Origin of the sequence: Kribbella flavida DSM 17836 (assembly GCF_000024345.1) — a bacterium.
In the GTDB taxonomy this organism is placed as follows: Bacteria; Actinomycetota; Actinomycetes; order Propionibacteriales; family Kribbellaceae; genus Kribbella; species Kribbella flavida.
Genome location: NC_013729.1, coordinates 3205635 through 3217743, shown reverse-complemented (window position 1 = coordinate 3217743; position 12109 = coordinate 3205635). Strand labels below are relative to the sequence as shown.

Sequence of the window (12109 nt, the reverse complement as noted above, 5' to 3'; positions counted from 1 at the left end):
GAACGGGCAGCTCCGCCGACGTTCTCGACGGTGCCCGGCGTATGATCACCGACTCGCTCAGCAGCGGATCCGCAGCGGCCGGCCGTCCGGGTCGACGACGGTCAGGCCTTCCTCGTCCCGCGACGGCTCGAAGCCCGCGGCCGACAACCGGTCGCTCACGGCGGCCGGGTCCTCGGTCGCGGTGAGCTCGACCCGTACGTCGAAATCGCCGGGGCCGTAGTGCAGCCGGGCACCGGTCGCGAGCTGCTCCAGGAACCGCTGCCAGTCCTTCGGCTCCGCACCGGTCAGGTACGGGGTGACCGACCAGCGCCGGTCCGGATCGGCGTCGTGCAGCTTGTAGCCGTAGAGATCCCGGCTCCGCTCGTCGATCCACACCGGCGCGCCACCGGGCCCGCTCACCGTCAACGCTCGACCGAAGGCCTCGTCGATGATCGTCGCGTCGGTGTGGCCCGCGTCGAGCAACCGCTGCTTCAGCCCGTCGATCTCGTCGGCTTCGAAGCACAGCCGGGTCTCCCCCGGCCGCCCGCCGGTCGCCGAGGTCGCCGCGTCGTGCAGCGCGACCATGCCGCTGCCGGCCACCATGTCGATCCAGCCGCCGCGCTCGGACTCCACTCGCGAGCGCAGGCCGAGCAACTCGTAGAACTTCCGCATCGCCTCGATGTCCGCGCTGAACCGCAACGGACGGACCACCACCTGGCCGCTCATCCCCTCGCCTCCCCGTGCTTGTCCAGATACTCGGCGAGCGCCTGCTCGACCAGCGCCGACAGACTCGCCCCTTCGTCGATCGCCTTGTGCTTGACCCGTCGAATCAGCTCCGGCGGCAGGTACACGTTGAACTGCGCCTTCTTGCCCCTGTCCTCGACCATGGCTATATTGCTAGCATTCTAGACCGCTACCGGTCAACCGCAGCTCTCGATCCGGAGGGGCAAACGACTGCGGCGGCCGGGTCACGTTCGACCCGGCCGCCACGGCGAGGACCTGCCTGGCTCACACCGTCGTGAGCAGGGCGTCGTCCAGGTTCTTGAGGAGCCACGCCTTGGGGCGGGCGCCGACGACGGACCAGATCTGTTCGCCGTGGTGGAACAGGATCAGAGTCGGCAGAGCCATCACCCGGTAGCTGGACGAGATCACGGGGTTCTCGTCGGCGTTGAGCTTGACGATGCTCAGGCGGTCCGCGCGTTCGGCGGCGATCTGCTCCAGGACGGGCAGGACCTGGTGGCACGGCGGGCACCACTGGGCCCAGAAATCGACCAGGACCGGCTTGTCCGCGCCCAGTACCACCTCGGCGAAGTTGCTTTCGTCAACTATCTGCAGCGTGCTCATGCGGTTCTCCTTCTCCAGCTCTCGGCATCGGCGAGGAGGCCGGTGAGCTTGCCGCGCAGGGTGGTCAGCTCGGCGATCCGCCGATCCACCTCGGCGATCCGGGTCCGGTACGCCGTCAGCGAGGCCGGGCACACGTCGGCCCGGTCGTTGCCGGCGCGCAGGCACTCGATGAACGGGTAGGTCTGCTCCGCGGTCAGCCCGAGCGACAGCAACGCCTTCACCTCGCGGACCACCACCACGTCCGCCTGGGTGTAACGCCGGTACCCGTTCGCCTCCCGTTCGGGCTTCAGCAGCCCCTGCGACTCGTAGTACCGCACCGCCTTGACCGTCACTCCGGCTTCGGCCGCCAGCTCCCCGATCTGCATCCCGCCTCCTCGTCACCGACGCTAAACCCTGCCCTTGGGGTCAAGGTCAAGCCAGCGTAGCCGCCGGGATCCGGGCGGCCCGGGCCAGCGGCCGGGTGAGGACGGCGGAGGCGAGCAGCGAGAGGGCGGCCAGCGCCGTGATGGTCGACCTGGAGCCGGCCAGGTCGGCGACCGCGCCGGCGGCGACGGCAACGACGCCGAACGTCGTCATCCGCAGCGCGGACTCCAAACCGAGGACCTGCCCGCGCAGTTCCAGCGGCGTCGCGTCGACCAGCATCTCCTGCTGGGCCAGCGAGGCCGCGTAGCCGACGCAGGCCAGGGCGACCAGACCGGCGAGCACCCCCAGCGGCAGGTCGAAGGCGAACCCGAGGAACGGTACGGCGAGCAGGTACCGCAGGTAGGCGCTGGCGATCCGGCGCGACGAGCGGGAGAGGAAGCGGCCGACCACCAGATCTCCGGTCATCATGCCCGCGGCTCCGGCAGCCAGCAGCAGGCCGGCGCCAGTACCGGCGTACGGCACGAAAAGGGCTTCGCAGCCGACGATGAGCCCGTTCGGCACGCAGAGCGCGACCAGCAGGGGGCGGGTGGCCGACTGCGACAGCAGCACCCGGTTGCCGCGCCAGGTCTCGCGCAGGCTGGTCCGGCCGACTCTGCGCGGCGGCCGGTTCGACAGCCCGTACCGGAGGACCGGAATGGTCAGTGCTGAGCAGGCAGTGGCCAGCCAGAAGACCTCGGCCGGGTCGAAGACCTGCAGCAGCAGACCGGCCGCGCCGAAGCCCGCGATCTGCATCGCGCCGACGGACAGGTTCATCGCCGACCGGCCGAGCACGAACTGGTCGCGGTCCACCACCTCGTTCAGCAGACCCCACCGCACTCCGGCTCCGATCGAGAGACCGTAGGCCACCGCCAGGGTGAGCAGCAGCCGGACAGCGGGCGCCAGGTCGAACATCGCCTGGACGGCCACCGCACAGGTGGACAGGATTGCCAGCAGGACGAGGACGCGCCGCGGCCGGGCGGTGTCGGCCGCCGACATCAGCGTCGACGCGCCGACCACCTGCGCCAGCGACGGGCCGAACATGATGGCAGCGGACAGCAGCGCCGAGCCGGTCCGCTCGTTCACGACGATCGCCAGGGTGAGGCTGGTCATCGTCGCCGCCGCGTTGCTCAACGCGCTGCTGATCCAGAGGTTGCGGAACTCGGCCCGGCGAAAGATCGCGGTGTAGGTGCTCATGCCCACCAGGCTCGCGGCGACCGCGGCGACGACCTACAGTTTCGGTTGGAGGCGAAACAATGTCCGAGTTCATCGTCGACGCCGAGGTGCTGGTCAACGCGCGGTTCGGGACCTCACAGCTGACCGAGACGGTCTCGGCGCTGAAGATGCTGAGAGTGCCGTCCGAGCCGTGGTACCGCGCCTGGCGGGACGCCCACCGCCCTGCGCTGGAGGCACACTTCGCGGAGCATCCGCTCCAGGCCGCGATCGTGGAGAGCGCGTTCGGCCCGCGGTGGACCGCCGACTTCCTCACCGTTCCCCCGCTGGCGCCCGACTTGGCGCTGGAGGACGAACTGGAGTCGATGATCGCCCTGACCGACGACCAGATCCGAGCCGATCTCCGGGTGGCGCGCTCGTCGCTGTCCGCAGCGGTTGTCGAGGGCAGCGGACTCGCCGCCGAGGCCGCTGACTTGCTGCGCTGGATCTGGACCACCACCATCGCGCCGGACTGGGCTCGCCGCTATCGGGTCCTCCAGGGCGACATCGTCTCCCGGACGTCGAGCCTCAGCGAGCGCGGCTGGTCCGGCGTACTGCGGGGCCTCGGTCCGGACATCCGCTGGCTCGGCAACGGACGGTTGCAGGTCAATCGCGCCGACTTCCCGCCGACGGACATCCGCGGCCGGGACCTGATGTTCATCGCCACCCACAGCCGTGGCTCCAGCGTGAGCTGGCGGCTGCCCGACCGCTTCGCCGTCAGTTATCCGGTGGCCGGCGTCTTCGCCGGGGTGCAGCCGCTCGCCGAGCCGCTCGTCCGGCTGCTCGGCCGCAACCGCGCCCGCATCCTGGTCGAGGCGGCCGCCCCGATCAGTACGACGGCGCTGGTGGCGACAACCTCGTTGCCGTTGGCCACGGTCGCCGACCACCTGCGGGTCCTGTCCGACGCCGGTCTGCTGCACCGTCGCCGCAGCGGCCGCCAGGTCCTGTACTGGCAGAGCAGCACCGGCCGCGCCGTCGCGACCACCGAAGACAGCGCTCCACCCAAACTCTGAGCTCAGAGCTGGGCGCGGACCCACTCCCCCAGAACCTTCGCGCTGGCATCGACCAGAGCGGGCCAGTCCATCGCCGACTCGTCCGCCGAGTCCGAGACATGCTTCACCAGCCGCACCGGTACGCCGTACTCACGGCACGCGAAGGCGACTCCGTAGGCCTCCATGTCGACCAGATGAGCGCGCTCCGCCAGCCGGGCACGCAGCACCGGGTCCGTGACGAACACGTCGCCGGACGCGAGCACCGTCCCGTCACCGCCGTCGATCGCGATCGACTCCCGCGGGTCCAGGCCGAGCGCCCGGATCGCGTCGGCGTTGACGTCGTGGTTGACCACCTCGCTGGGCAGGAACACCCCGGTCAGCCCGTCGCGCAGCGCGCCCGTCGTACCGACGTTGAGCACCACCAGGTCCGACGTGTCCATGCCCGCGAGCGCCCGGGCGGTGGCCACCGCGGCCGCGGTCTTGCCGATGCCGGTGATCACCACCGGCAGGTTGCCGGGCACGTACTTGGCCTCGCCCGCGATCGCGCTGACCACCAGATACCGAGTCACCCGCGGAAGACTATCCGCCGCCGGCGCTCAGGGCAGGTTCACGTACGGCGCCAGGAAGGTCCGGGCCGAGACGGTGTCGAGCCGGTACGTCACATTCGTGGCGTAGCAGGGGACGTCGCCGGTGATGGTGGTGGCGGCGAGCACGAGCCGGCCGTTCAGGGTGACGTAGTTCGGTCCGCCGGAGTCGCCGTAGCAGGCGCCGCCGTTGCCCTGCGGCGCGGTCATCGCGAGCCGGACCCAGGTCTTGTTCAGCGCGTTGAAGTCCTCCGGAGCCTTCAGCCGGACCCCGCCACCGGGATGCGTGTGACCGCCCGGCCCACGGACCGCCTCCTGCGTGCCGTAGCCGACAACCAGCCACTGCGCGGCGTCCAGCGCGCGGTTGCCGAGCGCATCCAACTGGCCGGCGGTCGGCAACGTGGCCGGGGTGAAGTCCCAGACGTCGGCCGGAGTGACCTGTCGGTGGGCGAAGTCCAGCACGCCGATGTCGTGGGAGTCGGCCGAGTTGCCGGGGTACGCCGGGTCCTGGTGCGGGTCGCCCTCGACGGCGTGGCCGTCCGCGAGGAAGTCGGCCGCCGTCTGTGCGGGCGTGAGACCGGCCGCGGCGGCGCGGTCCAGCAGCGTCTGCACGTCCTGCTCGAGCGAGACGAAGAACCGCGTTCCGGCCGGCCAGTCGTCGGTGCAGTGCGCGGCGGTGAGGTAGGTGTCGCCGTCGATCATCGTGCCACTGCAGACCCAGTCGAACCGGTCGGGCACCGCGTCGCCGGTGGTGTCCCACAGGGCCAGGAAGGCACCGACCTCGGTCCGTTCCGGCGCCGGGCCGGCGTTGTAGGAGTTGATCGCCGCGGCGGGCAGTGTGGCAGCGCAGGCGGCGGCGCCGATGGCGAGCAGGGCGAGGATGTTGCGCTTCATGATCTGCCTCCCGACGACCCGCCGGGGAAGGCGGGTTCGGTCGCAGACTATGCCGACTCCGGAAGCGGGGGAAGCGCCCGCGACGCCGCGGCGGGACCTCGAACAGGAAGCCGGTACTGCGAACAGGGAACCGGGACCCCGAACAAGGCAGGACGTGTTCAAGGTCCCAAGATCCTGTGCCCGGTCACACCGGGCGCCCACCCGCGGCACGCCGGGCGACCGTGGGGTCGTCAGCCGACGGTGACGGTGGGCTCGCCGCCCTCGACCGGCTCGCCCATCTCCTCGGCGATGCGCATCGCCTCCTCGATCAGGGTCTCCACGATCTGCGACTCCGGCACGGTCTTGATCACCTCGCCCTTGACGAAGATCTGGCCCTTGCCGTTGCCGGACGCAACGCCGAGGTCGGCCTCCCGGGCCTCGCCCGGACCGTTCACCACGCAGCCCATCACGGCGACCCGCAGCGGCACCTCCATGCCCTCCAGGCCGGCGGTGACCTGCTCGGCCAGCGTGTACACGTCGACCTGGGCGCGGCCGCACGACGGGCAGGAGACGATCTCCAGCTTGCGCTCGCGCAGGTTCAGCGACTGCAGGATCTGCAGGCCGACCTTGACCTCCTCGACCGGCGGCGCGGACAGCGAGACCCGGATCGTGTCGCCGATGCCCTTGGACAGCAGCGCACCGAACGCGACCGACGACTTGATCGTGCCCTGGAAGGCCGGGCCCGCCTCGGTGACGCCGAGGTGCAGCGGCCAGTCGCCGCGCTCGGCCAGCAACTCGTAGGCCTTCACCATCACGACCGGGTCGTTGTGCTTCACCGAGATCTTGAAGTCGTGGAAGTCGTGCTCCTCGAACAGCGACGCCTCCCAGACCGCCGACTCGACCAGCGCCTCGGGCGTGGCCTTGCCGTACTTCTTCAGCAGCCGCGGGTCCAGCGAGCCGGCGTTGACGCCGATCCGGATCGAGGTGCCGTGGTCCTTCGCGGCGGCGGCGATCTCCTTGACCTGGTCGTCGAACTTGCGGATGTTGCCCGGGTTGACCCGGACCGCCGCGCAGCCGGCCTCGATCGCCGCGAACACGTACTTGGGCTGGAAGTGGATGTCGGCGATCACCGGGATCTGCGAGTGCTGCGCGATCTGCGGCAGCGCGTCGGCGTCGTCCTGCGACGGGCAGGCGACCCGGACGATGTCGCAGCCCGCGGCGGTCAGCTCGGCGATCTGCTGCAGCGTGCTGTTCACGTCGGACGTCAGCGTCGTCGTCATCGACTGCACCGACACCGGCGCGTCGCCACCGACCAGCACCTTGCCGACCTTGATCTGGCGGGTCTTGCGGCGCGGGGCGAGGGTCGGGGGAGGCAGCGCGGGCATGCCCAGGTTGATGCTCATTTTTCCTTGTCCGTTGAGGAGGGTCATCCGTTGAACAGCCGGATCGGGTTGACGATGTCGGCGATGACGAGCAGCACGCCCATCACCACGATGACGCTGGCCGCCACGTAGGCGATCGGCAGCAGCTTGGCGACGTCCACGTAGCCGGGGTCCGGGCGGCCGAGCAGCTTGGCGACACCGCGCTTGATGCCCTCCCAGATCGCGCCGACCATGTGCCCGCCGTCCAGCGGCAGCAGCGGGATGAAGTTGAACAGGGCCAGGAACAGGTTCAGCGAGGCGAGCAGCGAGACCAGGAAGGCGACCCGCTCGCCGCCGGTCAGGTCGTTGTTCGAGGCCACTTCGCCGGCCACCCGGCTGGCGCCGACGACGCTCATCGGGCTGTCCTGGTCGCGGTCCCCGCCGACGATCGACTTGGCGACGCCGACCAGCTTCTCCGGGAAGTTGGCGAGCGCCTTGAGCGTGGCCACCGTCAGCTCGCCCATCTTGTCGACCACGAAGCCGAAGTCCTGCCGCTCGACCTTCTGCTCCGGCGAGACGCCGAGGAAGCCGACCGAGACGAACTTGTCCGAGCCGGCGTCCTCGCGGACCTGGTTCACGATCGTCGTGGTCTGCAGCGTGGCCTGCCGGCCGTCGCGCTCGACCACGATGGTGGCGGGCTTGTCGGTGTTCGCCCGGATCAGCGGGGTCAGCTGGTCCCAGCTGTCGATCGCGGTGCCGTTGAAGGAGACGATCCGGTCGCCGACCTGGAAGCCGGCCTGCTTGGCCGGGGACACCTGGTCGCCGGCCTGGCACTTGCGGTCGGCGGAGGCCTGGGAGGCGGGGATCACGCAGTCGGTGACGGTGGCGACCGTGGTCTGCGCCACGTTCGCGCCGTACAGCATGAACAGGCCGCCGAACAGCACGAACGCGATGGCGATGTTGACCAGCGGGCCGGACGCCATCACGATCAGCTTCTTCCACCACACCTTCTGGTAGAACAACCGGCCGTGGTCGGCGGCGTCGATCGTCTCGTACTCCGCGGAGCGGGCGTTTTCCACCATCGACTGGATCGGCCCGGTGTTGGCCTTGCGGACCTTGGTCGGGTCCTGGCCCTTGGCGGGCGGGATCATGCCGATGATGCGCACGAAGCCGCCGGCCGGGATCAGCTTGATCCCGTACTCGGTCTCACCGCGCTTGGTGGACCAGACCGTCCGGCCGAAACCGACGAAGAACTGGGTCACCTTCATCCCGAACGCCTTGGCGGGCAGCATGTGACCCAGCTCATGCAGGCCGACCGAGACGAGAATGCCCAGAACGAACAGGACCACGCCGATGAGAGTCAGAAGTGCGGTCATGCCTGTGTGGTCTCCTGGCCGTTGTCGTTGCCGCCGGCGGTGAGCTCACGGGCCCGGGACCGTGCCCAGGCGTCCGCGGCGAGCACGTCGTCGATGGACAGTTCCTCGTACGAGGGTACGTCGTGATCGGTCACCACCCGGGCGACGGTGTCGACGATCGCCAGGAACGGCAGCCGGCCGTCCCGGAACGCCTGCACGCAGACCTCGTTCGCCGCGTTGAACACCGCCGGGGCGGTGCCGCCGCGGGCGCCGGCCTCGCGGGCCAGCTGGACCGAGGGAAAGGCCTCGTCGTCGAGCGGCAGGAACTGCCAGGTGCTCGCCTCGGCCCAGTTCCACGGCGGCGAGGCGTCCGGTATCCGGTCGGGCCAGCCCAGGCCGAGCGCGATCGGCACCGTCATCGTCGGCAGGCCGACCTGGGCCAGCGTGGACCCGTCGTAGAACTCGACCATCGAGTGCACCGCCTGCTGCGGGTGCACCACGACGTCGATCCGGTCCATCGGGAGGCCGAACAGCAGGTGCGCCTCGATCAGCTCGAGCCCCTTGTTCACCAGGGTGGCGGAGTTGATCGTGACGACCGGGCCCATCGCGAAGTTGGGGTGCTCCAGCGCCTGCTCGACGGTCACCTCGGCCAGCTCGCTGCGGGCGCGGCCGAGGAACGGGCCGCCGCTGGCGGTCAGCAGCAGTTTGCGGACCTCGTCGCCGCTGCCGCCGCGCAGGCACTGGGCGATCGCGCTGTGCTCGGAGTCGACCGGCACGATCTGCCCCGGCTTGACCCGGCGGGTGACCAGCGGCCCGCCGATGACGAGGGACTCCTTGTTGGCCAGCGCGAGGGTGTTGCCGGCGTCCAGGGCGGCCAGCGTCGGGCGCAGGCCGAGCGACCCGGTGATGCCGTTGAGCACCACGTCGCACGGCATCGCCGCGAGCTCGCTGGAGGCGTCCGGGCCGGTCAGGATCTTCGGGATCCGGAACTCGCCCTGCGCGTAGCCGCGGCGCTGCGCCTCGGCGTAGAACGCGAGCTGCAGGTCCTGGGCGACGGTGGCCCTGGCGACCGCGACCACCTCGACCTCGAACTCCAGCGCCTGCCGGGCCAGCAGGCCGACGTTGTCGCCGCCCGCCGAGATCGCGTGGACCCGGAACCGGTCGCGGTTGCGGGCGATCAGCTCCAGCGCCTGGGTGCCGACGGAGCCGGTCGAGCCGAGGATGACGACGGTACGCGGATTCACCGAGTCATTGTCCCAGGTGGACGGCCGAGACGACGATCCGGTCGGCCCCGCACGGAACGGCGTACGGTCGGCCGCGGTACGGCGTACCGCGGCGGCGGCCGGCGCGTGCCCTAACTTGGTGGCCATGACGACGACCGTGCTGATCATCGAGAACGATCCCGGCAGCGGACCGGGCCGCCTGCTCGACTGGATCGCGCAGCGCGATCTCGCCCCGGTCATCGTGCGCGCCCACGCGGGCGAACCGCTGCCCGCGACCAGCGACGGGCATGCCGCCCTGATCCTGCTCGGTGGCGGGATGCTGCCGGACGCGGACGCGGCTTCTCCCTGGCTGCCGGCCGAGCGCGAGCTGCTGCGCACCACGGTCGAGCGCGACCAGGTGCCGGTGCTCGGGATCTGTCTGGGCGCGCAGCTGCTCGCCCACACGTTCGGCGGCGAGGTACGAGGTCAGTACGGTCTCCCGGAGAAGGGGGTCACCGAGCTGAACGTCCTGCCGGCCGCGCAGGACGACCCACTGCTCGCCGGGCTGCCGTCGACCGTCCGGGCGGTCGAGAGCCACCAGGACCAGATCACCCGGCTGCCCGCTGACGCCGTCCTCCTGATGTCCAGCCAGCGGTGTGCCCATCAGATGCTGCGGATCGGCCGCAGCTGGGGTGTCCAGTTCCACCCGGAGGTCTCGGCCGCCCGGGTCACAGCGTGGAAGCCCGAGTCGCTGCGGGCCTGGGGCTTCGACCCTGCGGCCGTCGTCGCCGAGGCCGACCGCCGTGCGGCCGAGCTGGAACAGACCTGGTCCGCGGTGGTCGGTCGATTTCTCGACCTCGCCCGCTCCGGTACGCCGGACCTGCCCGGCTCCGGGCGTACTGGACGGACGGTCTCCGGCGCTACGGTTGGTCCATGAGTCTGGAGCAGCCGCCGCCCGCCCGTCGCGCCTCCGACAACGACCGTGAGCGTGCCGCCTCGCTGGTCCAGGAAGCCCACGGCGACGGCCGGCTCGACTTCCAGGAGCTGGACGAGCGGCTGACCCAGGTCTACGCCGCGAAGACCGAGGTCGAGCTGCGCGCCGCCACCGCCGACCTGGTGCCTGCCGAGCCCGCCGGAGCGGCCGAGGCGGTCATCCGGGTGAAGCACAGTTCGCAGGTCCGGCAAGGAGCCTGGCGGGTGCCTGAGCGGGTCGTCGCACTGGCTGAGCATTCCAGCGTCAAGCTCGACTTCACCGACGCCCTGGTCCGCCGGCCGGAGGTGCGGGTCGACGCCTCGCTCAAGCACAGCTCGATCACCATCGTCGTGCCGGCGGGCTGGGTGGTGAACCTCGACGAGGTCGACCTGGTGGGCAGTTCGAGCGCCAACAAGACCGGTGCGGGCGCCCCGGACGGCGTCCGGCTGGTCGTGTCCGGACAGGCGAAGTACAGCTCGGTCGTCGTACGGCACCCGCGCAAGCGGCGCTGGTGGTGGCCCTGGTACAGCAAGTAGGTCGTGAGCTTCGCCTCAGGGACGCGGCCGACGGGTTGCCGCTAGCGTGATGGCATGACCGTTTCGCTGGATCTCGTCGACGTGGACTCGCTGCTGACCGAGGAAGAGGTCGCCATCCGCGCGACCGCCCGCCGGTTCGCGGACGAGCGGTTGCGGCCGTCGCTGCCGGAGTGGTTCGAGTCGGCGAGCATCCCGGCGCGGGACCTGGCGAAGGAGCTCGGCGCGCTGGGGCTGCTGGGTATGCACCTGACCGGGTACGGCTGCGCCGGGCTGGGGCCGGTGGCGTACGGGCTGGCCTGCTTGGAGATCGAGGCGGCCGACTCGGGCATGCGGTCGCTGGTCTCGGTGCAGGGGTCGCTGGCGATGTACGCGCTGTGGAAGTACGGCAGCGAGGAGCAGAAGACCGAATGGCTGCCCCGGATGGCCGCCGGCGAGGCGATCGGCTGCTTCGGCCTGACCGAGCCCGACTTCGGGTCCAATCCCGGCGGCATGCGCACCAACGCCCGGCGCGACGGCGACGACTGGATCCTGAACGGCTCGAAGATGTGGATCACCAACGGCTCGGTGGCCGACGTCGCGGTGGTCTGGGCCCGGACCGACGAGGGCGTGCGCGGGTTCGCCGTACCGACGGACACGCCGGGCTTCTCGGCGCCGGAGATCACCCGGAAGCTCTCGCTGCGGGCGTCGGTCACGTCCGAGCTGATCTTCGACGACGTGCGGCTGCCGTCCTCGGCGTTGTTGCCGCAGGCCCGTGGTTTGTCCGGTCCGCTCGGCTGCCTGAACGAGGCGCGCTTCGGCATCGTCTTCGGGGCGATGGGCGCGGCCCGCGACTGCCTGGAGACGGCGGTGACGTACGCGGCGCAGCGGCAGGTGTTCGACAAGCCGCTGTCGGCGTACCAGCTGACCCAGGCCAAGCTCGCCGACATGGCCGTCGAGCTGAACAAGGGCATTTTGCTCGCCGTGCACCTGGGCCGGCTCAAGGAGAAGGGCACGCTGCGGCCGGAACAGGTCAGCGTCGGCAAGCTCAACAACGTGCGGGAGGCGATCGCCATCGCCCGCGAGTGCCGCACGATCCTGGCCGCGAACGGGATCAGCGGCGAGTACCCGGTGATGCGGCACGCCAACAACCTGGAGTCGGTGCTCACCTACGAGGGCACCTCCGAGGTCCACCAGCTGGTGATCGGGCAGGCGCTGACCGGCGAGTCCGCGTTCCGCTGACCGCTGGTTCCTGCCGAGCTGCCCTCTTCCCGGCGTAGCCGTTGTGCATGGCAACGGATCGGGGTGGGTACCGAGGGTGAG

General features: G+C 70.6%; 14 protein-coding genes. 4 read left to right on the top strand and 10 right to left on the bottom strand.

Annotated elements, in window-relative coordinates:
• Nucleotides 1-57 precede the first annotated feature (57 nt).
• From KFLA_RS14975 to KFLA_RS14955, 5 genes are all read right to left on the bottom strand, one after another.
• The gene (locus KFLA_RS14975; RefSeq protein WP_012920644.1) at nucleotides 58-705 is read right to left on the bottom strand and encodes a VOC family protein; all 648 of its coding nucleotides are present in this window, start codon (nucleotides 703-705) and stop codon (nucleotides 58-60) included.
• A complete protein-coding gene (locus KFLA_RS14970; protein WP_012920643.1) occupies nucleotides 702-866 on the bottom strand; it encodes a ribbon-helix-helix domain-containing protein in 165 nt (54 codons plus the stop codon). The genes KFLA_RS14975 and KFLA_RS14970 overlap by 4 nt, the downstream gene beginning before the upstream one ends.
• A gap of 121 nt (nucleotides 867-987) precedes the next feature.
• Nucleotides 988-1323: a thioredoxin gene (trxA, locus tag KFLA_RS14965; RefSeq protein WP_012920642.1), complete on the bottom strand. Its 336-nt coding sequence runs from the start codon at nucleotides 1321-1323 to the stop codon at nucleotides 988-990.
• Nucleotides 1320-1688: a MerR family transcriptional regulator gene (locus KFLA_RS14960; RefSeq protein ID WP_012920641.1), complete on the bottom strand. Its 369-nt coding sequence runs from the start codon at nucleotides 1686-1688 to the stop codon at nucleotides 1320-1322. The genes trxA and KFLA_RS14960 overlap by 4 nt, the downstream gene beginning before the upstream one ends.
• Nucleotides 1689-1734: 46 nt before the next feature.
• Nucleotides 1735-2919 carry an MFS transporter gene (locus KFLA_RS14955; RefSeq protein ID WP_012920640.1) on the bottom strand — a complete coding sequence of 395 codons (1185 nt, stop codon included), beginning with the start codon at nucleotides 2917-2919 and terminating at the stop codon, nucleotides 1735-1737.
• A gap of 59 nt (nucleotides 2920-2978) precedes the next feature.
• On the opposite strand from KFLA_RS14955, the gene KFLA_RS14950 reads away from it, so the two are divergent.
• The gene (locus KFLA_RS14950; protein WP_012920639.1) at nucleotides 2979-3947 is read left to right on the top strand and encodes an ArsR/SmtB family transcription factor; all 969 of its coding nucleotides are present in this window, start codon (nucleotides 2979-2981) and stop codon (nucleotides 3945-3947) included.
• Nucleotides 3948-3949: 2 nt separating this feature from the next.
• Here the strand turns inward: KFLA_RS14950 and KFLA_RS14945 are convergent, their stop codons facing one another.
• The 5 genes from KFLA_RS14945 to dxr all read right to left on the bottom strand — a co-directional run bounded on the left by KFLA_RS14945 (nucleotide 3950) and on the right by dxr (nucleotide 9343).
• Nucleotides 3950-4495, bottom strand: coding sequence for a nucleosidase (locus KFLA_RS14945; protein WP_012920638.1), 546 nt, complete (start codon nucleotides 4493-4495; stop codon nucleotides 3950-3952).
• A gap of 27 nt (nucleotides 4496-4522) precedes the next feature.
• Nucleotides 4523-5404, bottom strand: coding sequence for a trypsin-like serine protease (locus tag KFLA_RS14940; protein WP_012920637.1), 882 nt, complete (start codon nucleotides 5402-5404; stop codon nucleotides 4523-4525).
• A 230-nt stretch (nucleotides 5405-5634) separates the two neighbouring features.
• On the bottom strand, nucleotides 5635-6786 hold the full coding sequence (ispG, locus tag KFLA_RS14935; RefSeq protein WP_012920636.1) for a flavodoxin-dependent (E)-4-hydroxy-3-methylbut-2-enyl-diphosphate synthase: 1152 nt from the start codon (nucleotides 6784-6786) through the stop codon (nucleotides 5635-5637).
• 23 nt (nucleotides 6787-6809) lie between these two features.
• Entirely contained in the window at nucleotides 6810-8120 is a 1311-nt protein-coding gene (locus tag KFLA_RS14930) for a M50 family metallopeptidase (RefSeq protein WP_012920635.1), read from the bottom strand.
• Nucleotides 8117-9343 (bottom strand): 1-deoxy-D-xylulose-5-phosphate reductoisomerase, encoded by a 1227-nt coding sequence (dxr, locus tag KFLA_RS14925; protein ID WP_012920634.1) that lies wholly within the window; start codon nucleotides 9341-9343, stop codon nucleotides 8117-8119. The genes KFLA_RS14930 and dxr overlap by 4 nt, the downstream gene beginning before the upstream one ends.
• Before the next feature lie 124 nt (nucleotides 9344-9467).
• Here dxr and KFLA_RS14920 point away from each other — a divergent pair, with 124 nt between their 5' ends.
• Genes KFLA_RS14920 through KFLA_RS14910 form a run of 3 tightly spaced genes read left to right on the top strand, consistent with a single transcriptional unit; the run spans nucleotide 9468 to nucleotide 12028 of the window.
• Nucleotides 9468-10238, top strand: a complete 771-nt coding sequence (locus KFLA_RS14920; RefSeq protein ID WP_012920633.1) for a type 1 glutamine amidotransferase — start codon at nucleotides 9468-9470, stop codon at nucleotides 10236-10238.
• On the top strand, nucleotides 10235-10810 hold the full coding sequence (locus KFLA_RS14915) for a DUF1707 SHOCT-like domain-containing protein (RefSeq protein WP_012920632.1): 576 nt from the start codon (nucleotides 10235-10237) through the stop codon (nucleotides 10808-10810). The genes KFLA_RS14920 and KFLA_RS14915 overlap by 4 nt, the downstream gene beginning before the upstream one ends.
• 54 nt (nucleotides 10811-10864) lie before the next feature.
• Nucleotides 10865-12028, top strand: coding sequence for an acyl-CoA dehydrogenase family protein (locus KFLA_RS14910; RefSeq protein ID WP_012920631.1), 1164 nt, complete (start codon nucleotides 10865-10867; stop codon nucleotides 12026-12028).
• Nucleotides 12029-12109 lie beyond the last annotated feature (81 nt).